Source organism: Kitasatospora sp. NPDC092039 (assembly GCF_044756065.1).
Classification (GTDB): Bacteria; Actinomycetota; Actinomycetes; order Streptomycetales; family Streptomycetaceae; genus Kitasatospora.
This window is the reverse complement of sequence record NZ_JBIVSD010000010.1, coordinates 223,559-246,545: the sequence shown is the minus strand read 5'-3', so window position 1 is coordinate 246,545 and position 22,987 is coordinate 223,559. Positions and strand designations below refer to the sequence as shown.

The following is a 22,987-nucleotide window of genomic DNA, read 5'->3' as shown; positions in this document are numbered from 1 at the left end:
CGCCCCTCTCTCCCCCCCCCGGCGGGGGGGGCCGGCCTCGGGGGGGGGGGGGGGTGTTTTTTGTTGGGCGGGGCCCCCGGGGGGGCCCCCCCCCCAACCCAACCCCGACGGTTCTCCGCGAAGATCCACTCGCCCCGGTTCCGCGCCGAGGGCACGTCAGTCCACCTACTTCCGATTGGCCTTGGCGGCACTGCTCCTCGCGCCGCTACGGTCCCCGACATGCACCTCTACGTCGTCGACGCCTTCACCGACCGTCCCTTCTCCGGTAACCCGGCCGCCGTGTGCCTGCTGCCGGCCGGACAGTGGCCCGACGCCGCGTGGATGCAGCGGATCGCGACCGAGATGAACCACTCCGAGACTGCGTTCGCCCTTCCGCTGCCCGCTTCGGCCGAAGCCGACTGGGCCATCCGGTGGTTCACCCCGCGAGTGGAGGGCAACCTGTGCGGCCACGCCACGCTCGCCACCGCGCACGCGCTACGCACCGCGAAGGGCCTTGTCGGAGCCGTTCGGTTCCTGAGCCGGAACCACGGCGTTCTCGTCACCCACGCCGACGCCCAGGGCGCCATCACGCTCGACTTCCCGGCGGCCCCCGGCACCGCGGTGCCCATGCCGGACGGACTCGACAAAGCCCTGGGAGCCGTCCCCGAGGCCGCCTTCCGCTCCGACGGCCTTGGCGACCTGCTCGCGGTCTTCCCGGATGAGGCTGCCGTCCGGGCCCTCACGCCGAACCTCGACGCCGTCGCCGGCCTGACGAACCGCGAGGGCCTGCGCGGCGTCATCGTCACGGCCCCCGCCACCGGGATCGGCCCGGGCCACGACTTCGTCTCCCGTTTCTTCGCACCGGCCAGGGGCATCCCCGAGGACCCGGTAACCGGCAGCGCCCACACCACGCTCGCCCCGTACTGGTCGGCACGGCTCGGCCGCGAGGAGCTCACCGGCTTCCAGGCGTCCCCACGCGGCGGCCTGGTGCGCACCGCTCTGCGCGGCGACCGCGTCCACCTCACCGGGAACGCCGTCACGGTCTTGGACGGCGCCCTGCACGTCTGACGCCGGCCCTGGGCCCCGTTGCCGGCGCACCGGGCGGCGGCATCGACCGGGCCGAATCGCACCACGACGTCGCCTGGGACCGTCCCGGATCCGCCCCGGCGAAACGCCCGGAACGGACACCTGGGACACGGGCTGGGACAGCTCCGTCCCAGCCCGGCGAACCGGCCGGTGCGGCGGCCCGACAGGTACCGCGTGCCCCGGCCCGCACTCCGGTCCGCCGCACCGGCCGCGGTCCTCGCCCGGGTCGCCAACGACATCGGCATCACCACCGATGAGATCCTCGCCTGCCACCGCTATGCGACCTCCGGGGCGTCCGGGCGGTGGAGGGCGGGTGGAAACCCGCGGACCAGCGGCGGGAACTTCCGCTTCCGGGCCCTCGTCCGAGGGCCGAAATTTGAAACCGCCGCAGGCCACGGGCCTACGGCGGGGACGGTCATGCCGGTCAGAACTGCCGGTCCGGGTCGGAGAAGGTCGGGCCGCCGGGCGCGAGCGGACGCCGGGCCGGTGCGGGCGCGGCCGCGGTGTCGCCGGGTGGCTGGCGGAAGTCGGCGCCCTGCTCGACCGGCAGCAGCCGGCGCCCGCCGGACTGGGCGGGTACGGCGGCGGTGGGCTCGGAGAAGCGCAGGGAGAGCCTGCGAGGGTCAGTCATGATCACCAGTCTCGCAGGCCGAACGGGGTCGGGTAGGCCGGAGCGCTCTCACCGGTGGTAGCGCTCCGGCCGTGGTCACCAGGGCCGGACCGAGGCTCGCCGCCTGTGTTGGAGCGCTCTACAGCGACCAGCACCAGGCCGGGACGGCTTGGAGCCCGGGGCCGGCTTTCGGCCACGGCACCACCGTGTCGTGGCCGTCGCCCGGTTGTACGGTGGCGGGGCGACGAGGAGGCGGGGACGGTGCAGGGTGTGGGGCCGCTGGTGCGGGTGAGCGACGGGCCGGGTGGGCTGACGGTGTGGGGAGTGGCCGAGCCGGAGCGGTGGGCGGTGGACGTCCATGTGATGGTGGAGGCGGGCGAGGACGTCGGGGCGATGGATCTCGATCTGCTCGGGGAGGTGCTGGCGCACCTGGACCAGGTGGTGGAGGAAGCCCGGCGATTCGTCTGCACGGCATGGGATGTGACGGAGGATCAGGCCGGACTGGACGCACCGGAGGTGAACGTCTACGCCGACGGCTGGATGCTGCGGTTCGCGGAGGGGACGCTGCCGGCCTGCGAGCCGTTCGGGGTGGGGGTGTGGTTCGACGGGCTGCGGCCGGTGAGGGTGGAGGACCTCGGCGAGGCGGAGGAGGTCACTGACTGATCGCCCGTCACCGCGCCCTCGCCCCACTGCTGGAGGGCCGCCGGGGCGACGGCGTGGTCGCGTGGTCGGCCGGGGCGGGCAGGTGGTCGGCGGACAAGGTCCAGGACCCGTCCCGCCCCGACGGCGGCATCACCGCCCAGGTCCCGCGATGCCGGGGCGGTTCCCCGCCGGTCACCCGCGGCACGGCCGGCGAGGGCATCACCCACCGGCGGGACTGCTCCGGCCGCGTCTCCACGGCCGGGCGCCTCTCCTGTGCGTGGGCGTGCTGAGGGTTGGGGCACTTCGTCAGCGGACGACGTCGAGGACCTGCTTCTGGATGCCGTTGGCGTACACCTCGTGCTCGACCGGCTTCAGCTTCTGGGCGTCCTTGTCCGTCGCGCTGAACAGGCGCTTGCCGGCGCCGAGCAGCAGCGGGAAGACGAGCAGGTGGTAGCGGTCGATCAGGCCGGCGTCCGAGAGGGCGTGGTTCAGGGTGGCGCTGCCGTGGACGATGATCGGGCCGCCCTCGGTCCCCTTCAGCGCGGCGACCTCGTCGAGCGAGCGCAGGACCGTGGTCTCGCCCCAGTTCGACACCAGGTCGCCGTCGGCGAGGGTGGTGGAGACGACGTACTTCGGCAGCGCCTTGTAGCGGGCGAACTCCGCCATGTCCGGCCACACCTGGCTGAACGCCTGGTAGCTGGTGCGGCCGAGCAGCATCGCGGTGGCCTCCTCCTGCTCCCGCCCCTTGATCTCGAACGCCTCGGGGAGGAACTCGACGTCCTTGAAGGTCCAGCCGGAGTTGCGGTAGCCGGGTTCGCCGCCGGGGCCCTCGACGACGCCGTCGAGCGAGATGAAAGCGGTGCTGATCAGGGTGCGCATGGGTGGTTCCTCGGTTCTCGTGCCTGGATGCAGGAAAGCTCAGCGGGCGCGCTGTGGTCGTACTCGTCGCTGCGGTGTTCCAGCCGTGGTCGTCCATGACGGCCGGCTGCGGAGATTCTCATCGGTCCTCGACCGCCCGCCGGGGCGTCGGGGCGCCGGGGCTAGTGGGCCCGTTCGTGGCGGAGCAGGACCACCTGGGAGTCGAAGGTCCGGGTCTCGGTCAGGGCCAGGTCGAACCGCCGCCGCGGGGTGGTGAAGACGGGCTTGCCGCCGCCGAGTACGACGGGGTGGACGAAGATCTGGTACTCGTCGATCAGCTGGTGTTCGGTGAGGAAGCCGGCCAGCGCGGAGCCGCCGAACAGCAGCAGGTGGGCGCCGCTGTCCTTGAGGGCGGTGAGTTCCTCGACGACGTCGGTGTTGATGACGCGGGTGTTCCAGTCCGCCTCGGTCAGCGTCGAGGAGACGACCACCTTCGAGGCCTTGCGCCAGACGGGCGCGAAGGCGAGGTCGTGCTCATGGATGGAGAACTCCTCGGCGCGGGGCCAGTAGCCGGACATCATCTCCCACACCACCCGGCCGTACAGGAAGACGTCGGCGCTGTCGGTGAGGGCCTGCGAGTAGGCGGACAGTTCGCCGTCCATGCGGGGCCAGTCGAACTCCCCGTTCGGGCCCTCGATGAAGCCGTCCAGCGACTGGTGGACGAAGTGCGTGATCTTGCCCATGAGTACTGGGTCCCCCTGGCGACAGGTGTCGGGACGGTCGTCGACCGCCCTTGTGTACGATGTCCACATTCGGAGGGCGGAGTGATCCGCGCCCCCCCGAGTGATCATGCGAGAGCCTAGACGGACTAAGTGGATGCTGTCCACATTGGAGGCGGCAGTCATGGCGGCGCCGGGGAACGAGAAACCCAAACGGGACACCTATCGCCACGGCGACCTGCGCAACGCCCTGATCGAGGCCGCCCTCGAACTCGCCCGCCAGGGCGGCCCGGAGGCCGTCGTACTGCGCGCCGCCACCCGCCAGGCCGGGGTCGTCCCCAACGCCGCCTACCGGCACTTCGCCGACCGAGGCGCACTGCTCCACGCCGTCTCCCAGGCCGCCATGGCCCAGGTCGCCCGCACCATGGAAGCCGAACAGGCCGCCCTCCCGGCCGACGAGGACCCGGCGGCCGCCGCCCGGGCCCGCTTCCGCGCCGTCGGCACCGGCTACCTTCGCTTCGCCCAGGAGGAGCCCGGCCTGTTCCGCGCCGCCTTCCACGTCCCCGGCGACATGACCCACGCCGCCGCCGACACCGCCGCGGGCTCCAGCGGCAAGACACCCTTCGAGCTGCTCGGCGACGCCCTCGACGGCCTCGTAGACGCCGGGCTCCTACCCGAGGACCGGCGCCCCGGAGCCGAGTTCCTCGCCTGGTCCGCCGTCCACGGCCTCGCCGTCCTCCTCATCGACGGCCCCCTCCGCGGTCTCCACCCCACCCAGGCCAACGACGCCGGCCAGCACGTCATCGACATGATCGAACGCGGCATCTGACACCGCCAGGCCCAGCGGAAACCCTCCCCCCTCGACCCGTCAGGCAGTCTCAGGGCGGAGATGGAGCTCCAGCAGGCCGACCGCCCTGGCGACGCTTCGCAGGCCCCTGTGGCCTGAACGGCCCACCGCCCGGCCGGCGGCCCCCGAGTCACCGCCCTGGGGACGGGCCGGCCGAGGAGGGGCGCAGCGGACCGCAGGCGGCCTGCGGCGGCCCGGGCGAGCCCGCGTGCCGGCAGCCGGTCCGTTCCGTGCTCACCGCTGGGGACATCGGGCGAGGTTGCGGGCGTGGCAGTGCTCGGCGGTCGGTGCCCCGACGTGGTCGGCCACCAGCCGGTCCTGCGCCTTCGCCGACTCCTCGGCGGCCTGGTCGGTCGGCACGCTCCGCTGCCCGGGCGCGGGACGCCTGGACCGCCAGGGCGCGCTGCTCCTTCTTGCTGAGGTCGCCTACCTCCACCGGGGAGCCCGGTCGCCGGCCCGCATGATGCCGGCCTCGATGGTGCTCGGCGGCCGGGTGTCGGTGGCCGGCGGAGTGGTCGCCGTGGTGGGCCCCCTCGCGCGGGACGCGGTCGAGGCGGCCCGGCGCCGGGCGGGCGGAGTGGGAGGGGGAAGTCGGGGTAGCAGACGGATCGCCGTGCGACCCGGTGCCGCCGGGCGGGGCCGTCCGAGGAAGCGGAGGGAAACGGGGGTACGGGGCGTCATGATGGGCCAGTCACACGCGGTCAGCGGGGCACTCGTCTTCGCGGCGACGGCGCCGTTCCTGCCGGAGGCACTGTTCGGTGTGGCACCGCGGCCGAGTGAGGTCCTGATCGGGACGCTGCTGTGCGCCGGGGCCTCGCTGCTTCCCGACCTGGACCACCACGACGCGACACCCGCCCATCTGCTGGGGCCGCTGTCGAAGGGACTGTGCCGCCTGGTGTCCTGGCTGTGCGGCGGCCACCGCCACGCCACGCACTCCCTCGCGTTCGTCGCGGTGGCGGGCTGGGGCACGTGGCTGGGTGTGACCCGCCTCGGCCGCCCCTTCGCCCTCACCCTGACCTTCGTTCTCCTCGCCCTCGCGGCGCGGGCCCTGCACCTGCACCCGCCCGGGCACGGCCTGACGGCGTGGGTGACCGCCGTCGGCCTGACAGGTGTCGGGACGGCCACGGTGGCCGCCTGGTTCCCCGACATCACGCTCTGGCTTCCGTACGCGGTCTGTCTGGGCGCTCTGACCCATCTGCTCGGCGACTGCCTGACCCGTCGCGGGGTGCCTCTGCTCTGGCCGTACCGCAAGCGCTTCGAACTCGTGCTGATACGGCGGACCGGCAGCAGGCTGGAGACCCGGTTCCTCGTGCCCCTGATGACCGTCGCCACGTTCGTGGCCCTCTGGTTCGCCGCTTTCGCCCCCCTGTTCGCCCTGGGGTGAGCGGCACCCGGCGCCGTCCCGTTCCACGTCTCCCCCGCACCCGCGGTCGTCGGGCGCGGATGCCTGGGCGTCGATCCATCGTGCCCGTGATCAGCGTGGCCATCCGGGGAACTGACCCCGCACCCGCACCCGCACCCGCGGGGCACGCTCCGCGGGTGCGGGTTCCCCGGCCCCGGCTCGGCCGGCCCGCCTGCGGCCGGGCACCGTGCCGTCAGGGGCACCGGCCGGCCGCCGGGCCGTCCGAGCAGCACCCCCGGGGCGCCACCTGCCCGCAGAAAAGAATTTCCTCTCACCGGACCGATGAGTTCCGGTGGTCTCGGCGGTCAGATCTGGGAAAGCGACGACAACCGCCCCGGGAGACCAGCCATGTCCAGTGCCGCCACCGCCGTGAAGTCCAGCCGGACCGCCCTCCGGACGGTCTGGACGCTGCGGATCCTGCTCGCGCTCTTCTTCGCCCTGGCCAGCGCGCTGCCCAAGCTGCTCGCGCTCCCCGCCGCCACGACCGTCTTCGACGCCATCGGCTGGGGCCCGTGGTTCATGTACCTGACCGGACTGGTGGAGCTCGCCGGGGCGATCGGCCTGCTGGTCGGGCGGCTGGCCGGGCCGGCCGCGACGGCGCTCATCGTCTTCCTGGTGTTCGCGTTCGTCACCCAGCTCACCGCCATGCACGGGCAGAACGCCGGGACGCCGTTCCTCTTCATGGTGCCGCTGGCCGTCATCGCCTGGACCCGGCGCGCCGAGACGGCCGAGCTGCTCGGCCTCCGGCGCTGACCGGGTGCGTACGGGGCCCGTCACGTCACGTCGTCGGCGCTGACATGAGCCCGACCGGGCGGGGCAGACGGGGAGTCACGATCCAGAACCCGGGAGGCGTCGATGACCCTGGCCATGGTGCTGTTGCTCGTTCCCCCCGCACTCGCGGCGATCCTGACCGCCACCGCTCCCTCGCTCCCCCGCCGCCACCGCCGCCCACGGGCGGCCGTGGTCCGCGGCGAACCCGCCGTGCACCGCCCCCGCCACGCCCGGCCGTGGGGCCCGTGACGGGGTCGCCACCCGAACTCGGCCGCCCGGCCGTGGATTTGCCCACGACCGGGCGGCCGTCGGCTGCTCCCTGGCCACCGCACCCGGACGCCGCCCGGTGGCACGGGTCCCGCACGGCGAGCGCCCGCGGGTCGAGGTCCCGCGCACGAGGCCCGGCAGGTCCGGCCCCCGCGTCACCGGCATGAACGCCCGGCATCGGGGCACACGGCGGGCGTCGCGGAAAGGTCGGATCGAACGAGAGGAAGAAGACCATGACGATCCTGTGGGCCCTGGTCGCGGGCCTGGTGGTGGGTCTGCTGGCGAAGCTGGTGGTGCCGGGCCGTCAGCCCGTGCCGCTGTGGCTGACCGTCCTCGTCGGAGCGGTCGGGGCGGTACTCGGCAACGCCGCGGCCTCCTACTTCGGCGTGCGGCACACCGGCGGAATCGACTGGATCCGGCACCTGCTGCAGATCGGCGTGGCGGCCGTACTGATCGCCGTGGTGACGCCCGCCTACGTGGCACGGCACCGCTGAGCCACCGCCCGGGCCCCTCGGGGCCCCGCTAACGGTCATGTGGGCCCGGCCGCCCCGCCACCCGGAGGCAGCGGCCGGGCCCCCATGCGTACCGATCGCGCCGTCGAGGCCGGGCCGCCCACCGGGCAACGGCGGGCGGCCCGTGGGCAGTCGGCGCGGGTACAGGTGTTGGCGGTGCGGCGGGCGGCGGGCGCGGCGAGCTGCGCGGCGGCCGCGGCGGCCGCGGACTCGCGCCGCGTGAGGACTGCCTCCCAGCGGTCGAGGAAACGCCGGGAGTTCCGGCGCTCCGCCACGACAACGCGGATTGACCGTGCGGAGCCGGTGATCATCCGGTTTTGCCCCGGCCCCGACTCCGCCGATCCTTTGACCATGCCGTCGCGGACCGTGGAGCAAGGGCATCCGTCGTGGTCCCGTCCGTAGTTGAGGAGTCGTCGTGCACACCGTCGCGGTCCTGGCACTCGACCAGGTGATCCCGTTCGACCTCGCCACGCCCCTGGAGGTGTTCACCCGGGTCCGGCTGCCGGACGGGCGCCACCCCTACCGGGTGCGCGTGTGCGGACCGGGGGCGCAGATCCCGGCCGCGGGATTCGTGATCACCGCCCCCTGGGGTCTGGAGGGGCTGGCCGACGCCGAGACCGTGATCGTTCCCGGTCGTGCGCAGGACGCGCCCCCGCCGGACGGGGAAGTGCTGGAAGCGTTGCGCGTGGCGGCGGCCCGGGGCACCAGGATCGCCTCGATCTGCGCGGGCGCCTTCGACCTCGCGCTGACCGGACTGCTCGACGGACTGGCGGCGACCACCCACTGGGTCGCCGCCGCCGAGCTGGCCCGGCGCTTCCCCGCCGTCGAGGTGCGCCCCGACGTCCTCTACGTCGACAACGGGCAACTGCTCACCTCCGCAGGCGCCTCGGCAGGGCTCGACCTGTGCCTGCACATGGTCCGCCGCGACTTCGGCTCCGCGGTGGCCGCCGACGCGGCCCGGCTGGCCGTCACCCCGCTGGAACGCGAAGGGGGCCAGGCGCAGTTCATCGTCCATCCCCAGCCACCGGTCCCGCGCGGCTCCTCGCTCGAACCGGTGCTCGCCTGGTTGGAGGACCACCTCGACGAGGAGCTGACGCTCGACCTCATGGCCCGGCGCAGCGGCATGAGCGGGCGCACCTTCAGCCGCAGGTTCCGTGAACAGACCGGCACCACGCCGCTGCAGTGGTTGCTGCGGGCCCGGATCCGGCGGGCGCAGTTCCTCCTGGAGAACACCGACCACACGGTCGAGCGGATAGCCGACCAGGCCGGGTTCGGTTCCCCGACCGCCTTCCGCGAGCGCTTCAAGCGGGTTGCCGGCACCACCCCGCACGGCTACCGCGCCGCCTTCCGCAGCCGCGAGCGCAACTGAGGGGCCGTGGGCGCCGCTGGGGCGCCGCAGCCGTACCGACGCGGTGCCCGGACGCGGTCGGGGACCAGCACCGGGCGCCGGCGCGCGCTCCTGGCGAGATCCCGTCGGAACGTGTCATTCGGGCCCCTCTGCGCCGTGCGCACGCGCTCCTAGCATCGAGGCGAAGCCGGTGACCACCGGCTTCCCGCCCGATGAAAGGCGCTCACGTGCACGTCCAGATCGTGCTGTTCGACGGGTTCGACCCGCTCGACGCCATCGCACCGTTCGAAGTCCTCCACGCCGGCGCAACCGCCTCCGGGGGCGCGGTCGGGGTGGAGCTGGTCAGTGCCGAGGGCCCGCGGGAGGTGGTCAGCGGCACCGGCGGCCTGTCGCTGCGCAGCACCGGCCTCCTCGACCCCTGTCGTCCCGGTGTCGTCCTCGTGCCCGGCGCTTCCGGGCGCCTCGGCGATCCGGACGACGGCGCGGACCCCGGTGACGACGGGGAGCAGCAGGGCACCGTCGCGGCCCTGCTGGCTCGTACGCTGGACACCGAGCTGCCGGCGCTGCTCAAGGCCGCCATGGAGGACGCGCGGATCACCGTGGCGACGGTCTGCGGCGGCGCGCTCGTCCTGGCCATGGCGGGGCTGCTCCAGGGCCGCCACGCGACGACCCACCACCTGGGCCTGGGCCTCCTCGACGCGACCGGTGTCCACGCCGTGCGCGCCCGCGTGGTCGACGACGGCGACCTGGTCACCGCCGCCGGGGTCACCTCCGGACTCGACCTCGGCCTGTACCTGCTGGAGCGTGAAGTGGGCCCGCGGATCGCCCACGCCGTCGAGGAGTTGTTCGCCCACGAGCGCCGCGGCACCACCTGGCGCCCCGGCGGTCCCGTGCCCGCCGGCTTCTGAACGCTCCGCGTCCATCCGCACATGACGAGTGAGAAAGGGGCATTTCATGTCCACCCGAATCCAGGGCGTCTGGGACCTGACCATCGCCACGCCCATCGGGCGGGTTCGACCCGTCGTCGAACTACGCTCCGAGGAAGGGGAGTTGGTCGGCACCGCCCGCAGTGCGGGCGAGGTCCTGCCGCTGCGGGACATCGTCCTCGACGGTGACCGGCTGACCTGGAAGCAGTCCGTCACCAGGCCCGTGCGCCTCGACCTGACCTTCACCGTCACCGTCGACGGTGACACGCTCACCGGGACCTCCACGGCAGGTCGCCTGCCGTCCTCGAAGGTCACCGGCCGACGCCGCCGCGACGACGAAGCCGAGCCGGCGTGACGACCCCGCCGCGCGCCAGGACGGCGGCCACCGCCGCGGCGGTGGCCGGGACCCCGACACTGGTGTTCCTGGCCGCGAACGGGACCGGCGGCCCGCGCGCCGCTTCCGTCGCCGCGGCGGTGACCGCCGTCGCGCTCCTCGGGTGGCGGCTGCGCGAGCGCCGGCACGTGCGGCACGCGGTCCTCGGCGCCCTGCTGGCCACGGCATGCGCCGGCGTGGCCCTCTGGACAGGTCAGGCGCGGGGGTTCTTCCTGCTCCCGATGGCGGTGCCGGCCGCGGCGACGGCGGCCTGCCTGCTGTCCCTCGTGGCCGACCGCCCGCTGGCCGGCTCGGTCGCGAACAAGGTGGTGGGCGGCCCGCCCGGGTGGCGCGCCGACCGTGCGCTGCACCGCTTCTACGCGGTGTCGACCGTGGTGATCGCGCTGGTGAGCTTCGCGAGCCTGGCCGCGCAGGTGGCACTGTACCGCTGGAGCGATGTGGCCTGGCTGGGGCTCCTGCACCTCCTCATGGGGCCGCTGTGGGCCGGCGTCACGGCGCTGTCCCTCCTGCTGGCCCGCAGGGCGGTCACCCGTGAGCGGGACGCCGCCGGCGCCGGAGGCCGCACTCGCTGAACCGGTGGACCGTCAGCGCCCTGCGGGGTGCCGCTCGCCGAGGAGCCCGGAGCCACGTCCGGGTTGTCGGTGGTCGTGCGCAGGGTGCCGACGTCCGATCCGAGGAGTGGGTCAGGGGAGTCGGTCAGGGGGCCGAGCCCGTCCAGCAGGGCGGTCGGCCCGGCCCGGAACCGCCTGTCGGCGGGGGCCGGGCCGAGGCGCACGCGGAGGGGGAGCCGTACGGGCCCCGGGGGTACGGCCCCCTGCCCGGCCCCGGTGCGCAGAGGCCGTCTCCCCGGTCATCCGCGGGTGACGAGCGGCCTGGGGGCCACCAGGAACCCGAGGTCGTGCTTTCGGGTCGGCTTCCCGGTGCCCGCCCCGCAGGATTTCCAGCGCGTCGGGGCCCGGCGGGGTGGCCCGGCGGGGTGGCCCGGCGGGGTGGGCCGGGCCGCCGCGTGAGCCGGGGCGTCAGCCGGCCGCGTCGGCGCCGGCCGCCGTGGGGCGGGCGACGGTGGCGGTGCGGTGTACCGTGACGGCCGCGAGCGCGGCGCAGGCCCCGACGAGGGCGAGCCCCCACGGGATGGCCCGCACGTCGTACGCCACGAACCAGCCGATCGCCGCCGGGAAGAGGATGCTGCCGGTCATCGACGAGGAGATGGCCAGCCCCACCGACCGGCGGTCCCCGCCGCGTCGGGCGAGCCAGGCGAGGCCGGTGGGGAAGACCGGTCCCAGCGCCAGTCCGGCGAGCAGGTACCCGGCGACCGCGCCGTGCGGCAGGGACGCGACGACGAGGGCGGCGCTGGTGCCGGCGAGGCCGGTGACGACCAGGCCCGCCGTGGTGGCCCTGCGGGCCAGGGCCGCCGCGCCGAACTTCGAGACGGCGGTGGCGCCCCAGAAGACCGCGACGATGACCGCCGCCGCGGCCGCCGTGTGCCCCTGGCTCTGGATGCCCTTGGCGGCCCACGCGCCGATCCCGGTCTCCAGTCCTCCGTATCCCAGGTAGAGCAGCAGGAAGCCCGCCAGCGCGTTCCTGCCGAGGGACCGGGCCGGGTGCCCGTCGGGGCCCTCCTCGCGGGTCCTCCACGCGGCGACCCTGGACACCCGCAGGCAGAGGGCGGCGCCCACGGCCACCACGAGGAACCCGTAGGGCCGGCCCCACTCCAGGGAGGCTCCGGCCAGCAGGGGGCCGACGACGGTGCCCAGGGCGAACACCCCGTTGAGGAGGTTGACCATCCCCACGCCGTCGTCCTGACGGGCGAAGACGTCGTTCACCGTGAGGACGACGTTGCCCGCCCCGAACCCCGCGAGCACGCAGCCGGCGAGGCCGACGGCGAGGTTCCCGGAGAGGAAGACCCCGGCACAGCCCGCGGCGTAGCCGAGGGTGGCGGCCGGGAGCGTCCGGCGGCCGGCGGACCGGACGGCCGAGGCGATCACCATGGCCGCCAGGCAGCCCGCGAAATAGGCGGTGATCAGGTACGGGACGTTCGCCGCGCCGGACGTGTAATGCTTTTCGAAGAGGGGGAGCAGCGGCCCCGTACTGGATTGGGAAATTCCCACGAGGAAGAGGAGGAAAAGGGCCGGAACATATCCTTCGGCCCTTTTGGCACCTGCGCGCACGGTGGCTCCTGCCGGTCTGGGGCGGATGGTGCGGGGGAATCCCAGCGGGTCTGGTGGCGGCTGGGGGTGCGTGACGTCAAACGGACGCCGCCCGTGATGTGCGTCACGGGCCGTACGGATGCCGATGGGGCCAACCGGGACGATCCACCCACCTCATCCGTCTGCCTTCCGGTCGAAACGTCCCTTTTGTGTGACGGCTCGGCGGCCTCGTGTCCCCTTTCCGGGCCGCCCGCCGTCTGCCATAAAGATAATGCGAGGCACCCGTGCTTTTCCATGTCGAGGGCGGAGGAATGACATGCGCTATGCGGTGACCGGGGGCGACGGGTTCATCGGCCGATATGCCGTTCGGTATCTGCGGGAACAGGGCCACGAGGCCGTTTCCGTCGACCGAAGTTCGGGGGTGGATCTGCTGGAGGACAAACTCGGGCCCGCGCTCGCGGGCGTCGACGGAGTGATCCACCTGGCGGGGATCCTCGGCACCGAGGAGCTCTTCTCGTCCGTCGAGGACGCCATCGACGTCAACATCAAGGGCACCTACCGCGTGCTGGAGGCGTGCCGCGCGAACGGTGCGGGATTCGTCGGCATCACCATGCCGCAGGTGTGGCAGAACGTCTACCAGACCACCAAGCAGTGCGCGCAGAACCTCTCCTACGCGTGGCACGCGAACTTCGACGTGCCGGTCAGCCACGTGCGCGCCTTCAACGCCTTCGGCGAGGGGCAGAAGCACTACGGGGTGCAGAAGATCGTGCCCACCTTCGCCGTACGGGCGTGGAGCGGGCGGCCGATCCCGGTCTGGGGGGACGGCGAGCAGACCGTCGACCTGGTGCACTCGGCGGACCTCGGGCGGATGCTCGTCGAGGCGCTCGGCTTCGGTGGCCGCGAGGTCTTCGACGGCGGCACCGGTGTCTCCTTCACGGTGAACGAGGTCGCCCGGATGGTCCTGGAGATCACGGGCTCCCGGGCGGGCATCGAGTACCTGCCGATGCGCAAGGGCGAGACGCGCGGCGCCGACCTGGTCGCGAAGGGCGAGGGCTGGGACGTGCTGGGCTGGCACCCCGAGTTCAGGGCGTCGGACCTGGAACGGACGGTCCTGTACTACCGTCAGTTCGCCGACTCCTGAGCCCGGAGGCACCGTGGACCCGCTGTTCGAAGCCGTGGACGGTACGTTGCCGTTCTGCCCACCGGACGACCGGCGGGCCCGGCTCGCGGTCCAGGTGACCGTGACGGGCGGCGGGCCCGCCGCCGGTACGGCCTTCGGGCTGGTCTTCGGTGCCGACGACCTGCTGGGCCGGTGGTGGGGCGATTCCCCGGCCGCCCGGCTCCGGATCCGGCTGCCGGGCGAGCTGCTGGCGCGGTTCCGTGCGGGCGCCGCCACCGGCACCTCCCTGACCATGTCGGGCGGGGTGGGGCTCTCGGCCGACTGGTCCGAACTGACGGCTCTGCGGGCCTGCGCGGACGGTCCGCTCTTCCGGGCGTACCTGGCGGCGCTGGACGCGCACCGCGCCGGACCGGCGTCCGGTGCGCCGTCGGCCGGGCCGCCGGGCGGTCCGCGGGGAAGCGGGCGGCACGCGGTGGTCGTCCTCGCGGCGCCCAACGACGCCGACGGCGTGCTGGGCGGCATCGCGCGGGCCCGCACCCGGCGCGCCGTGGAACTGCTGGACGCCCCGGGGGCGCACCTGGTCCTCACCGGGGGGTTCGGCGCGCAGTTCAACACCACGGACCGGCCGCACTGGCGGCACTGCGAGGCCTGGCTGGCCGCGCGGCCGGGCGGGCGGCCGCCGGTGCTCGCCCGGCTGGAGACCCGGCACAGCTACGACGACGTCCTGTTCACGCGCGAACTGGCGCGGCAGCACGGCATGGACGAGGTCCTGCTGGTGACCTCCGACTACCACGCGCCCCGGATCCGGTACCTCGCGAGCCTCGCGGAGCTCCCCTGCCGGGTCGTCGAGGTGTCCCACCCCGGCCTGCCGCCCGAGGAGTCGGCGCGGCTGCGGCGGCACGACGAGGGCGCCCTCGGCAGGACGATCGCCTCGACGCTCCTCTTCGGGCGCGACCGGCTCCCGCTGCCGCTGCGGCGGGCGGGGGCCGGCGGCCCCGGGGAGGTCTGGCGCCTCGACACCCCCGGTACGGAAGGATGAGTGACACCGCATGAGCGGGATCGCCTGCGACCGCGTTCTGTTCGACCTCGACGGCGTGCTGGTCGACTCGCTGCCGCTCATCGAACGGATCCTGCGCGCTTGGGCCGTGGGACACGGCCTGGACGACGACGAGGCGGTGGCGAGGTCCTACGGGCGGCGGGACGTCGACCTGATCCGCCTGATCGCCCCGCACCTGGACGCGGTCCACGAGGCGGGCGTCATCGCCGGGCTGGAGGAGCGCGACTTCGAGGGGATCCGGCCCGTCCCCGGGGCGGCGGTACTGCTGGACTCGCTGCCGCCCGGCCGCTGGGGCATCGTCACCTCGGGGACGCGGGCGGTCGCCCGGGGCCGGCTGGCGGCGGCCGGGCTGCCGGAGCCGGGCGTCCTGCTCGCCGCCGAGGACTTCGAGCGGGGCAAGCCGGACCCGGAGGGCTACCTCAAGGGCGCGGCGGCGCTGGGCGCCCCGCCCGGCGGGTGCGTGGTCTTCGAGGACGCCCGGGCCGGGGTCGAAGCGGCCCGGGCGGCCGGGATGCGCTGCGTCGGCCTGGGCGACGGCCTGTCCGCTCTGCCCGAGGGGATGCTCGTGGCGACGGTGGCGGACCTGACGCAGGTCCGGGCCGAGGTGTCCGCTGGGTCGGTGCTGCTGCACGCGCCCGTGGCGGGGCCGGTGCCGGACCGCCGCCCGCGCTGAGCGTGGTGGCCCGGCGCCGCCCCGGTCGCGCTCGCGCCGCTCCGAACGCACCGGCCCGCGGTTCCGCGGGCGTCGGTGTACGACCCGGACGGTCCGGGGGCACCGGAAGCAGAGAGCGGGGAGGCGCCCGGTCCGGGCCACCGGGACGACGAGCGCGGGGCCGGTCGACGACGCGGGCCCGGACGGTGAAGGGGGGGACGTCCACCGTCCGGGCCCGTGCTCTCACCCGCCGGTCCTCTTCTGACCCCGATCCGCCCCCGTAAACCGTCCGGCGCCGTGGGCGCGGACGGCGGGCGTGTTCAGCGCCGGCGCCAGACGGTTCCGCGGCGTTCGTGCTCCAGGACCGTCTCGACGAGGATCGCGGCCTGCGGGCCGAAGTGGCGCTCGACGAGCCAGACGGCCAGGTCGATGCCGGAGGTGACACCGCCGCAGGTGACGAGGTCGCCGTCGTCGACGACGCGGCCGTCGACGACCAGGCCGCCGCGCGCGAGCAGGTCCTGTTTGGCGGCGTGGTGGGTGGTGCAGGGGCGGCCGGCGGTGAGCCCGGCGGCGCAGAGCAGCATCGTGCCGGAGCAGACCCCCGCCAGGGTGAGGCCGGGACGGCGGGCGGCCGCCAGGGCCCGCGGCAGGACGCCCAGCCGGATCTGCCGGGCGAGTGCGGAGTCCTCACCGAGCCCGCCGCCGGGCACCACGATCACGTCCGCGGAGCGCGGGGACCAGGGTGCACGGACCGTGACCTCCAGTCCGGCCGCGGTGCTGATGGTGCGCGGCCCTTCGGCGGTGACGAAGGTCTGCTCGATCCGGCCGTCGTGGCCGAGCACGCCGAAGGCCTCGACCGGCCCGGCGAAGTCCTGCTCCTCCACGCCGTCGTAGAGGACGGTGTGGACCCGCAGCGGCCGGTGCGGCCCGCCGGCGTCCGGGGCCGGTGGCTCGGGCGCGGTGGCCGGCGCGGGCACGCGCGGAGAACCGGGTGCGGAAGCGGGTACGGAACCGGGTACGGAAGCGGGTTCGGAAGCGGCTGCCGTGCGGTGCGTGGCGGCGATGAGTCCGAGGCCGGCAGCGGCGGCCGTACCGCTGCGCAGCAGGTGGCGCCTGTCCATGCGAGTCCCTCCGGGGAGTGGGTGGGTCGGTGCCGCCAGTCTGGTCGCGCCCGCGGTGGCCGGGAGAGGGGCGGCAGTGCCGTGGTGGCGCAAGATCCGGCCACCGGGACGGGGACGGGGACGGAAGGGGGCCGGGCACGGAGGGAGGGAGGGAGGGAGGGAGGGAGGGCCGGGCGGAGGGTTCAGACGAGGAAAGCGGCCCGGTAGGACGTCGGCGTGGTGCCGAGGTGCCTGGCGAAGTGGTGGCGCAGCGTCTCGATGGAGCCGAAGCCGGCCTCGCGCGCTATCCGGGCCACGGGCACGTCGGTGGTCTCCAGCATCTCGCGCGCGCGTTGGAGGCGTTGGTCCAGCAGCCATCGCAGCGGGGTGGTGCCGACCTGGGCGCGGAAGTGCCGGGCGAGGCTGCGCCTGCTGAGGGCGGCGTGCGCCGCGATGTCGGCCACGCTCAGCGGGCGGTGCAGGTTGTGCCGCATCCACTGGAGGGTCGGGCCCAGGCTGCCGTCCTCCCGCACGGGACCGGGGTGGGCGATGAACTGCGCCTGCCCGCCGGAGCGCTGCGGAGGCATCACCACCATCCGGGCGACCTCGGCCGCCGCGGCGGCGCCCCGGTCACGGCGCACCATGTGCAGACACAGGTCGAGACCGGCGGCGATTCCCGCGGAGGTCAGCACGGTGCCCTCGTCGACGAAGAGGACGGCCGGGTCGACCCGGACGTCGGGGAACGCGGCGGCCAGCTGGTCGGCGAACCGCCAGTGCGTGGTGGCGCGCCGTCCGGCCAGCAGCCCGGCATGGGCGAGGGTGAAGGCGCCGGTGCAGATGGAGGCGATCCGCGCACCGCGGGCCGCCGCTTCGCGCAGCACGTCCAGGAGTCGGGGGTCGGGTGCCGGGTGTGCCGGGAGGCCGGGGACCATGACCGTGTCGGCGTCGAGCGCGTCCGCCAGGTCGTACGGAGCGAGGACCCCGAAGGGCTCCGTCTCGCCCGCGGACGCGGTGACCGTCCGCCGCCCGCAGACCCGCACCTCGTAGGCGGGGCTGCCGTGGGGCTCCCGGACGAGTGCGAACACCTGGCAGGGGATCGCCAGGTCGAGCACCGACACCCCGTCGGCTGCGAGGACGGCGACCACGTGCATGACCGGCACCCTACCGCCCGTGCGGCCGTGCGGGGCAGGGCTCACTTGTCAGACGGTCGACGTCGCCCGCCACAGGGCCCTATGCGGCGCAGGAGGTGGAGCGGGCGGTCGGCGGTGCCGGTCGGGGCGGGGGTCGTCCACGGTTGCGGTCGGCGCGAGTGCGCCACCGGTACGGGTCAGGCAGTAGTCGTCGCGGATCGTCCGGTAGCCGGGGACCGTGACGGTGCCCAGGAGCTGTGCCCACTGCGCGGCGTTCGTCTCGATCGTGTGGGCGACGCGGTCGCGGGCGGCCTGGTCGGGGGCGTCGGCGAGCTGACGGGCGTACTCCCACGCCTGGGCGCGCCAGGTGCGGAACAGTGCGCGGGCGGTGAGGCCGGCGATGGGGTTCCAGCGGTCGTCGGCGAGGGCGACGATCACGTCGTAGCGGTCGGCGACGTCCTGGACGGCGGGGCCGTAGGCGCGGTCCAGGACGGTCTGGAAGCGGTCGTAGTCGGGCTTGCGCGTGGCCCCTGCGGGGCCGGTGAGTCCGAGGGCGGCGAGGACGTACGGCATGTCCCGCTGGATGTGCGCGTTGGCCCCCAGGAGGACGTCCTGCCCGGCGTTGGCATCGGCTGTGCGCGCCGCCGTGAACGCCGCCTGCCAGGCGGCCGGGACGGGACGTCCGGCGCGGTCGGCCTCGTAGGCGTCGAGGTACAGGTCGACGAAGCCGGTGTTGAGGCTGCCGGCGAGCCAGGACGGCTCGTCGAAGAAGCCGCCCTGGGCGACCGCCGCCTCCAGCGAGCGCTCGATGTGGACGTAGACGGCGGCGAAGGGCGCGCGGTGGTCGCAACCCAGCTCGTCCCGGACCGCCTCCAGGGTGCGGCGCGCGTCCTGCACACAACCGATGGCCGGGCCCCGGCACACCAGGACCCGGGCCGGGACCGCGGCCGGGGCGGCCGCCGAGGTGGCGGCGGAGGTGGTGGCGCCGCTCAGGGCGATGGCGCCCGCCACGGCGATGGCAGCGAACGTCCGGACCCCGCGTGGCCGACGGCCCATGACCTCTCCTCATCCTTTCCGGCGGTGGAGGCGTTACGCGCGTGGCCTCCTCGCCGTAGGAGTCATCGCACCCATCCTCAAGTGACGTAGAGCTACCCGGTTATGACGTTCTGTAACATGTCGAAGTTTGCTGGGACGACTGGGGATGATGCCGCCGAGGCGGGACACCGGGGCCGGGCCGCCGGTCAGCTCTCAGGTCCTCCAAGGGAGCGCCGCGATCGGGCGCAGGGGTGAAACCGGGCCAGGTAGGCGAGGGTCGAGCCGCTCCTGGTGCTCAGGTGCAGGCCAGCCGCGTCGGCGAGGCGGTGCAGCGGGCCGAAGGGGATCCAGTGCCGGTCGAAGAACTCGCCCACGACCAGCCGTCCGGCGGGGGTGAGCACCCGTGCCGCCTCGGCGAGGACCCGTTGTGGTTCCGGGATCTCGCCCAGTGCGGTCACCAGGTACACGGCGTCGAAGGTGTCGTCGTCGAAGGGCAGTTCGCGGGCGTCCGCGTGGGTGGGCACGATGTTGGGTACTGCGCGCTGCCCCGCGCGGTGCATCACGTGGCGGAGCATCTCGGGTTGGATGTCGAGGATGTCGAGCCGCCCGTGGGGCCCGAGTTGCGGTGCGACGTGCAGTGACTGCAGTCCGGTGCCGGGCCCCACTTCGAGGATCCGCTCGCCCGGGCCCGGGGTGAGCACCGCGTCGAGCCGGGCGGCGGTGAGGAACGGCAACGGCAGGTCCAGCAGGCTGCGTTGGGCGTAGGGGTACGGCGCCCTGTCGCCGAACCACCAGGCGCCCGCGGCGGCAGCGGCGCCGAGTGCGCAGGCCCAGCGCAGGCGCGGTGCGGTCAGGACGGCAGAGCTCATGGTGTTCTCCGGTTCTGTGGTGTCCGTGGTGGCGGCCCGGGTCGGTGCGGCGGGTTTCACGGGGTGCGGGGCAGCGTTCGAACCGCCAGGCGGACGCAGACCGCCGCGAGCGGAAGTTCCGCGGACAACGCCATGACCAGCGCCGAGCGCAGTTCGCTCCCGCCGGCCGCGGTCATCGTGTCGAACCAGGCGTCGACGGTGAGCAGGGCGGCCGTCGCGGCGGCGGCCGCTGCCGGTCGCCGATCCCCGCGAGCGGCCAGCAGGCCTGTGGTGATCAGGCCGACCGCCTCCAGCGCGTCCAGACCCACCCAGGCGGCGGACCAGTGCGCGGCACGGAAGGTGGTCGGCAGGCTGGTGGCCAGCACGACGAGCCACGGCAGCAGCGCCACCCCGCAGCCGGCCAGGACGAGACCCCGCCGTCGGCCTGGAAGGCGGTCCGGCCGACGGCGCCGCGGGCTGGGGAGCGATCCCGTGCGCGGGCCGTGCGGCCCGTGTGTGCCGCGCTCGGCGTCCGGCTCCGGGGACAGTTCGGTGATTTCCTGCACGCCCTCCAGCCTGAGCCGCACAGCGGTCGCAGTCAGTGATGCCGGGTGCCGTTCCCAGGGTGGTGCCAGTTTCACCATCGATCCGGGTGCCCGGGGCATGGCACAGCCCTCACCTGGCGCTTTACGGTCGGGCCATGACGATTCCCCGAGCGCTGCGGCGCAGAGTTGTTCGGGTCCGGCGGGACACCGGTTTCCTGGCGGTCGGGATTCCGCCGCACCTTGCGCTGGTGCCGTTGTGGAGCTGGACGGCGAGTGCCGCGCAGTCGGGGGCGTGGCCGGTGCTCCCGCTGCCGGTCGTGCTGATCGTGCTCGGTGTGCTCGCGCTCACCGCTGTGCAGCGCCGCCGTTACCGGGTGCTGCTGGGAGTGGAGGTCCTCCGGCTGCCGGCCGCGCGCGAGCAGGGGTGGCCGAGGCGCGCTCTGCGGTGGCTGTCCGCGGGCCAGACCTGGCGGCAGGCCGGGTACCACCTGCTCGTCGGCCCGCTGCTGGCCGTGGTGGAGCTGGGGGTGCTCGCCGCGTGGGTCGCGGGCCTGGCCGGCGTCACCGTCACCGGGTGGGCCCGGATGCTGCCGGCCCGGGTTCGCCTGGACCATGTCGACGCGACCCAAGCGGTGTACTACACCGCGGCCGGCGTGCTGCTGCTGTGCGCCGCGCCCTGGCTGACCGGGCCGGTGACCCGCGCCGAGACCCGGATCGCGCGCGCGCTGCTCGGGACCAGCCGCTCCCAGCGGCTTCAGCAGCGTGTCGAGCACCTGTCCGAGAGCCGCACCGACCTGATCGACGCCGTCGATGCCGAACGCCGCCGCATCGAACGCGACCTGCACGACGGCACCCAGCAGCGCCTGGTCTCCCTCGCGGTCAGCCTGGGCCTGGCCAAGGCCACCCTGACCGACCTGCCGGACGAGGCCCGCGCCATGATCGCCGAGGCGCACCGCGAGGCGAAGGAGGCCATCGCCGAACTCAACGACCTGGTACGGGGCCTGCACCCGGCCGTCCTCGAGGACCGCGGCCTGGACGCGGCGCTGTCCGGACTGGCCGCCCGGGTGCCGGTCCCGGTACGGCTGCGGGTCGACCTCGAGGAGCGAGCGGCGCCCACCGTGGAGTCGGTCGCCTACTTCGTGGTCTCCGAGGCGCTCACCAATGTCACCAAGCACGCCCGCGCCACCCGCGTGGACGTCGCCGTCAGACGGATCGGGAGAATGCTGCGCGTGAACATCACCGACGACGGGATCGGCGGCGCCGACACCTCCACCGGTAGCGGACTGAGCGGGCTGGCCAAACGGGTCGGTTCCGTCGACGGCGCCTTCCACCTCAGCAGCCCGGTCGGGGGCCCGACCACCATCGCCGTGGAGCTGCCGTGCGGGCTGTGATCGCCGAGGACTCGCTGCTGCTGCGCGTCGGGCTCGTCAAGGTCCTGGAAATGGCCGGCTTCGAGATCGCCGCCGAAGTCGGCGACGCCGAAGCCCTGCTCGCGGCCGTCGAGGAACTCCGGCCCGAGCTGGCCCTGGTCGACGTCCGCATGCCACCGGGCTTCACCGACGAAGGCGTGCGCGCCGCGCTGACGATCCGCCAGCGGTGGCAGCGGACCGCGGTGGTCCTGCTCTCGCAGTACGTCGAGGAGCGGTACGCGGCCGACCTGCTGGCGACCAACACCAGCGGCGTCGGCTACCTGCTCAAGCAGCGCGTCGCCGACGTGGAGGAGTTCGTGGCTTCCGTCCGGCGGGTGGCAGCCGGGGGCACGGCACTGGATCCGCAGGTCGTCGCCCAGCTGCTCGTGCGCCGCCGCAGCGACCCGCTCGACCGGCTGACGCCACGCGAACGGGAGGTGCTCGCCCTGATGGCCGAGGGACGCTCCAACACCGGGATCGCCGAGGCCCTGGTCGTCAGCGACAGCGCGGTGGCCAAGCACATCAACAACATCCTCGCCAAACTCGACCTGCCCGCAGCCGACGCCGACCACCGGCGCGTCCTCGCCGTCCTGAGGTTCCTCGGCGCTTCCCCGACCTGACCGCCCCGGTGCCCGCACCCCTACCGCCCGGGTCTTCGCCTCGGGCCCGGATGGCAGCCCGAGGACGGCGTTCTCCTGGTGGTGGGCGGGCCTGCGCTCGGCGCGGTCCCCCTGCGGCGGGTCGGGCCCGTCGCGGCCCCGCGGATCACGGGGCCGTGCACCCGGCGTGGCTGCCTGCCGGCTCCGAAGCCGGTGCCCGGGCCTGCTCGCCGCGGCAGGTGAACGCGCCGGGCGGCGCGGAAGGCCCCGTGAGCGGACGGCGCAGGCTCGCGCAAATCCCTGCCGGGCCGTCACATTCCGTGCCACAGTGGACGGTCCGGCGCGCCGGTCCCCTGCGGGCCGGCTGGATTCTCGGGGCTCTGGGGGACGCGTGGGATCCGAAACCGACCTGACCGGCGACGGTCGGCCGGCCGTACTGGTGCGTGACGTGGTGCGGTCGGTCGTGGAGGCCCTCGCACCGGACGAGCTGTTCCTGGTGGAGGGGCTCCGCCGCTTCGACGACGCCACGGTGGTGCGGCGGTTGAGCCGCGGCGGAGGCCGGCGGGAGCCGCTGGGGTTCGGCATCGGGGAGGTCGCCGCCCTGGTGACGCCCGCCGTGTGGCTGGTGCTCGACGAGGTGGCGCAGCGGATGGTCGCCGCGACGGTGGACCGCGCCTCGCGGGGGGCTACGGGCCTGGTGCGGCGGGTGCTGCGGCGGCGGGCCCCCGTGGCCGAGATCCGGCCGCTGACCCGGGAGCAGCTGGTCGAGGTGCGGGCCCTGGTCCTGGCGGCGTGCGAGCAGCGCGGCCTGGGGTCCGAGCGCGCCGAGGAGGTCGCCGACGCGGTCGTGGCCCGGCTGGCCCTGTCCCGCGCGCTGGACGCGCCCGCCGCGCCGGAACCGGAGCCTCCCGCCGGTGCCGCCGGGGCCGGGCAGGGCTAGGTGGGCGCGGGCGGGGCGCCGCCCGGGCGGCCGCGGGTCGACGA

Annotated in this window: 27 protein-coding genes; 17 read left to right on the top strand and 10 right to left on the bottom strand. The window is 74.4% G+C overall.

Translation table 11 applies throughout. The annotated features are described in order from the left end of the window. The first annotated feature begins 219 nt into the window (after window positions 1-219). Window positions 220-1,047, top strand: coding sequence for a PhzF family phenazine biosynthesis protein (locus tag ACIQI7_RS21455; protein WP_401112322.1), 828 nt, complete (start codon window positions 220-222; stop codon window positions 1,045-1,047). A 442-nt stretch (window positions 1,048-1,489) separates the two neighbouring features. Here the strand turns inward: ACIQI7_RS21455 and ACIQI7_RS21450 are convergent, their stop codons facing one another. Then, complete coding sequence (locus tag ACIQI7_RS21450; RefSeq protein ID WP_401112320.1) at window positions 1,490-1,696, bottom strand: hypothetical protein; 207 nt, start codon at window positions 1,694-1,696, stop codon at window positions 1,490-1,492. 303 nt (window positions 1,697-1,999) lie between these two features. Between ACIQI7_RS21450 and ACIQI7_RS21445 the strand changes: the two genes are divergently transcribed. Continuing rightward, entirely contained in the window at window positions 2,000-2,338 is a 339-nt protein-coding gene (locus ACIQI7_RS21445; RefSeq protein WP_401112317.1) for a hypothetical protein, read from the top strand. Between the two features lie 285 nt (window positions 2,339-2,623). On the opposite strand, the gene ACIQI7_RS21440 is transcribed toward ACIQI7_RS21445, so the two are convergent. Together ACIQI7_RS21440 and ACIQI7_RS21435 are read right to left on the bottom strand one after the other, a co-directional pair. Then, on the bottom strand, window positions 2,624-3,196 hold the full coding sequence (locus ACIQI7_RS21440; RefSeq protein WP_401112316.1) for a dihydrofolate reductase family protein: 573 nt from the start codon (window positions 3,194-3,196) through the stop codon (window positions 2,624-2,626). Between the two features lie 161 nt (window positions 3,197-3,357). Next, entirely contained in the window at window positions 3,358-3,918 is a 561-nt protein-coding gene (locus tag ACIQI7_RS21435) for a dihydrofolate reductase family protein (RefSeq protein WP_401112314.1), read from the bottom strand. Between the two features lie 133 nt (window positions 3,919-4,051). Between ACIQI7_RS21435 and ACIQI7_RS21430 the strand changes: the two genes are divergently transcribed. Next, window positions 4,052-4,723, top strand: coding sequence for a TetR/AcrR family transcriptional regulator (locus tag ACIQI7_RS21430; RefSeq protein ID WP_401112311.1), 672 nt, complete (start codon window positions 4,052-4,054; stop codon window positions 4,721-4,723). Window positions 4,724-4,975: 252 nt separating this feature from the next. Here ACIQI7_RS21430 and ACIQI7_RS21425 read toward each other — a convergent pair whose 3' ends face one another. Continuing rightward, the gene (locus ACIQI7_RS21425; RefSeq protein ID WP_401112308.1) at window positions 4,976-5,101 is read right to left on the bottom strand and encodes a hypothetical protein; all 126 of its coding nucleotides are present in this window, start codon (window positions 5,099-5,101) and stop codon (window positions 4,976-4,978) included. A gap of 319 nt (window positions 5,102-5,420) precedes the next feature. Here ACIQI7_RS21425 and ACIQI7_RS21420 point away from each other — a divergent pair, with 319 nt between their 5' ends. The 8 genes from ACIQI7_RS21420 (at window position 5,421) to ACIQI7_RS21385 (ending at window position 10,933) form a co-directional block, all read left to right on the top strand. After that, window positions 5,421-6,125, top strand: a complete 705-nt coding sequence (locus ACIQI7_RS21420) for a metal-dependent hydrolase (RefSeq protein WP_401112305.1) — start codon at window positions 5,421-5,423, stop codon at window positions 6,123-6,125. A 366-nt stretch (window positions 6,126-6,491) separates the two neighbouring features. Next, window positions 6,492-6,896 carry a DoxX family protein gene (locus tag ACIQI7_RS21415; RefSeq protein WP_401112303.1) on the top strand — a complete coding sequence of 135 codons (405 nt, stop codon included), beginning with the start codon at window positions 6,492-6,494 and terminating at the stop codon, window positions 6,894-6,896. A 102-nt stretch (window positions 6,897-6,998) separates the two neighbouring features. Next, window positions 6,999-7,163, top strand: a complete 165-nt coding sequence (locus tag ACIQI7_RS21410) for a hypothetical protein (protein WP_401112302.1) — start codon at window positions 6,999-7,001, stop codon at window positions 7,161-7,163. 251 nt (window positions 7,164-7,414) lie between these two features. Continuing rightward, window positions 7,415-7,675, top strand: a complete 261-nt coding sequence (locus tag ACIQI7_RS21405; protein ID WP_401112300.1) for a GlsB/YeaQ/YmgE family stress response membrane protein — start codon at window positions 7,415-7,417, stop codon at window positions 7,673-7,675. Window positions 7,676-8,108: 433 nt separating this feature from the next. Beyond that, a complete protein-coding gene (locus tag ACIQI7_RS21400; RefSeq protein WP_401112297.1) occupies window positions 8,109-9,062 on the top strand; it encodes a GlxA family transcriptional regulator in 954 nt (317 codons plus the stop codon). Window positions 9,063-9,268: 206 nt separating this feature from the next. Then, window positions 9,269-9,949 (top strand): DJ-1/PfpI family protein, encoded by a 681-nt coding sequence (locus ACIQI7_RS21395; protein ID WP_401112294.1) that lies wholly within the window; start codon window positions 9,269-9,271, stop codon window positions 9,947-9,949. Between the two features lie 46 nt (window positions 9,950-9,995). Further along, a complete protein-coding gene (locus ACIQI7_RS21390) occupies window positions 9,996-10,322 on the top strand; it encodes a hypothetical protein (protein ID WP_401112292.1) in 327 nt (108 codons plus the stop codon). Then, window positions 10,319-10,933 (top strand): DUF3159 domain-containing protein, encoded by a 615-nt coding sequence (locus tag ACIQI7_RS21385; RefSeq protein WP_401112289.1) that lies wholly within the window; start codon window positions 10,319-10,321, stop codon window positions 10,931-10,933. Before ACIQI7_RS21390 ends, ACIQI7_RS21385 begins: the two co-directional genes overlap by 4 nt. Before the next feature lie 447 nt (window positions 10,934-11,380). Here ACIQI7_RS21385 and ACIQI7_RS21380 read toward each other — a convergent pair whose 3' ends face one another. Next, window positions 11,381-12,529, bottom strand: a complete 1,149-nt coding sequence (locus ACIQI7_RS21380) for an MFS transporter (RefSeq protein WP_401112287.1) — start codon at window positions 12,527-12,529, stop codon at window positions 11,381-11,383. Between the two features lie 118 nt (window positions 12,530-12,647). On the opposite strand from ACIQI7_RS21380, the gene ACIQI7_RS21375 reads away from it, so the two are divergent. Genes ACIQI7_RS21375 through ACIQI7_RS21365 form a run of 3 tightly spaced genes read left to right on the top strand, consistent with a single transcriptional unit; the run spans window position 12,648 to window position 15,358 of the window. Next, the gene (locus tag ACIQI7_RS21375; protein ID WP_401112284.1) at window positions 12,648-13,649 is read left to right on the top strand and encodes an NAD-dependent epimerase/dehydratase family protein; all 1,002 of its coding nucleotides are present in this window, start codon (window positions 12,648-12,650) and stop codon (window positions 13,647-13,649) included. Window positions 13,650-13,662: 13 nt separating this feature from the next. After that, complete coding sequence (locus tag ACIQI7_RS21370; protein ID WP_401112281.1) at window positions 13,663-14,667, top strand: YdcF family protein; 1,005 nt, start codon at window positions 13,663-13,665, stop codon at window positions 14,665-14,667. 10 nt (window positions 14,668-14,677) lie between these two features. Beyond that, window positions 14,678-15,358: an HAD-IA family hydrolase gene (locus ACIQI7_RS21365; protein ID WP_401112278.1), complete on the top strand. Its 681-nt coding sequence runs from the start codon at window positions 14,678-14,680 to the stop codon at window positions 15,356-15,358. Between the two features lie 299 nt (window positions 15,359-15,657). Here the strand turns inward: ACIQI7_RS21365 and ACIQI7_RS21360 are convergent, their stop codons facing one another. From ACIQI7_RS21360 to ACIQI7_RS21340, 5 genes are all read right to left on the bottom strand, one after another. After that, window positions 15,658-16,314 carry a DJ-1/PfpI family protein gene (locus ACIQI7_RS21360; protein WP_401112275.1) on the bottom strand — a complete coding sequence of 219 codons (657 nt, stop codon included), beginning with the start codon at window positions 16,312-16,314 and terminating at the stop codon, window positions 15,658-15,660. A 326-nt stretch (window positions 16,315-16,640) separates the two neighbouring features. After that, on the bottom strand, window positions 16,641-17,588 hold the full coding sequence (locus ACIQI7_RS21355) for a GlxA family transcriptional regulator (RefSeq protein ID WP_401112272.1): 948 nt from the start codon (window positions 17,586-17,588) through the stop codon (window positions 16,641-16,643). A 48-nt stretch (window positions 17,589-17,636) separates the two neighbouring features. Beyond that, window positions 17,637-18,623, bottom strand: coding sequence for a DUF5995 family protein (locus tag ACIQI7_RS21350; RefSeq protein ID WP_401112269.1), 987 nt, complete (start codon window positions 18,621-18,623; stop codon window positions 17,637-17,639). A 185-nt stretch (window positions 18,624-18,808) separates the two neighbouring features. Beyond that, window positions 18,809-19,471 (bottom strand): class I SAM-dependent methyltransferase, encoded by a 663-nt coding sequence (locus tag ACIQI7_RS21345; RefSeq protein WP_401112266.1) that lies wholly within the window; start codon window positions 19,469-19,471, stop codon window positions 18,809-18,811. A gap of 56 nt (window positions 19,472-19,527) precedes the next feature. Then, a complete protein-coding gene (locus ACIQI7_RS21340) occupies window positions 19,528-20,016 on the bottom strand; it encodes a hypothetical protein (RefSeq protein WP_401112264.1) in 489 nt (162 codons plus the stop codon). A 134-nt stretch (window positions 20,017-20,150) separates the two neighbouring features. Here ACIQI7_RS21340 and ACIQI7_RS21335 point away from each other — a divergent pair, with 134 nt between their 5' ends. The 3 genes from ACIQI7_RS21335 to ACIQI7_RS21325 all read left to right on the top strand — a co-directional run bounded on the left by ACIQI7_RS21335 (window position 20,151) and on the right by ACIQI7_RS21325 (window position 22,943). Further along, window positions 20,151-21,386 (top strand): sensor histidine kinase, encoded by a 1,236-nt coding sequence (locus tag ACIQI7_RS21335; protein ID WP_401112262.1) that lies wholly within the window; start codon window positions 20,151-20,153, stop codon window positions 21,384-21,386. Beyond that, on the top strand, window positions 21,374-22,024 hold the full coding sequence (locus ACIQI7_RS21330) for a response regulator (RefSeq protein WP_401112259.1): 651 nt from the start codon (window positions 21,374-21,376) through the stop codon (window positions 22,022-22,024). The genes ACIQI7_RS21335 and ACIQI7_RS21330 overlap by 13 nt, the downstream gene beginning before the upstream one ends. Before the next feature lie 370 nt (window positions 22,025-22,394). Next, on the top strand, window positions 22,395-22,943 hold the full coding sequence (locus ACIQI7_RS21325) for a hypothetical protein (protein WP_401112256.1): 549 nt from the start codon (window positions 22,395-22,397) through the stop codon (window positions 22,941-22,943). Window positions 22,944-22,987: the final 44 nt, after the last annotated feature.

Bases quoted from the DNA above. Each gene is read 5' to 3' on its own strand.
- ACIQI7_RS21335 (WP_401112262.1), top strand. From the start codon at position 20,151: ATGACGATTCCCCGAGCGCTGCGGCGCAGAGTTGTTCGGGTCCGGCGG.
- ACIQI7_RS21455 (WP_401112322.1), top strand. From the start codon at position 220: ATGCACCTCTACGTCGTCGACGCCTTCACCGACCGTCCCTTCTCCGGT.
- ACIQI7_RS21375 (WP_401112284.1), top strand. From the start codon at position 12,648: ATGCCGATGGGGCCAACCGGGACGATCCACCCACCTCATCCGTCTGCC.
- ACIQI7_RS21410 (WP_401112302.1), top strand. From the start codon at position 6,999: ATGACCCTGGCCATGGTGCTGTTGCTCGTTCCCCCCGCACTCGCGGCG.
- ACIQI7_RS21350 (WP_401112269.1), bottom strand. From the start codon at position 18,623: ATGGGCCGTCGGCCACGCGGGGTCCGGACGTTCGCTGCCATCGCCGTG.
- ACIQI7_RS21390 (WP_401112292.1), top strand. From the start codon at position 9,996: ATGTCCACCCGAATCCAGGGCGTCTGGGACCTGACCATCGCCACGCCC.
- ACIQI7_RS21435 (WP_401112314.1), bottom strand. From the start codon at position 3,918: ATGGGCAAGATCACGCACTTCGTCCACCAGTCGCTGGACGGCTTCATC.
- ACIQI7_RS21345 (WP_401112266.1), bottom strand. From the start codon at position 19,471: ATGAGCTCTGCCGTCCTGACCGCACCGCGCCTGCGCTGGGCCTGCGCA.
- ACIQI7_RS21440 (WP_401112316.1), bottom strand. From the start codon at position 3,196: ATGCGCACCCTGATCAGCACCGCTTTCATCTCGCTCGACGGCGTCGTC.
- ACIQI7_RS21365 (WP_401112278.1), top strand. From the start codon at position 14,678: ATGAGCGGGATCGCCTGCGACCGCGTTCTGTTCGACCTCGACGGCGTG.
- ACIQI7_RS21405 (WP_401112300.1), top strand. From the start codon at position 7,415: ATGACGATCCTGTGGGCCCTGGTCGCGGGCCTGGTGGTGGGTCTGCTG.
- ACIQI7_RS21355 (WP_401112272.1), bottom strand. From the start codon at position 17,588: ATGCACGTGGTCGCCGTCCTCGCAGCCGACGGGGTGTCGGTGCTCGAC.
- ACIQI7_RS21420 (WP_401112305.1), top strand. From the start codon at position 5,421: ATGATGGGCCAGTCACACGCGGTCAGCGGGGCACTCGTCTTCGCGGCG.
- ACIQI7_RS21450 (WP_401112320.1), bottom strand. From the start codon at position 1,696: ATGACTGACCCTCGCAGGCTCTCCCTGCGCTTCTCCGAGCCCACCGCC.
- ACIQI7_RS21415 (WP_401112303.1), top strand. From the start codon at position 6,492: ATGTCCAGTGCCGCCACCGCCGTGAAGTCCAGCCGGACCGCCCTCCGG.
- ACIQI7_RS21430 (WP_401112311.1), top strand. From the start codon at position 4,052: ATGCTGTCCACATTGGAGGCGGCAGTCATGGCGGCGCCGGGGAACGAG.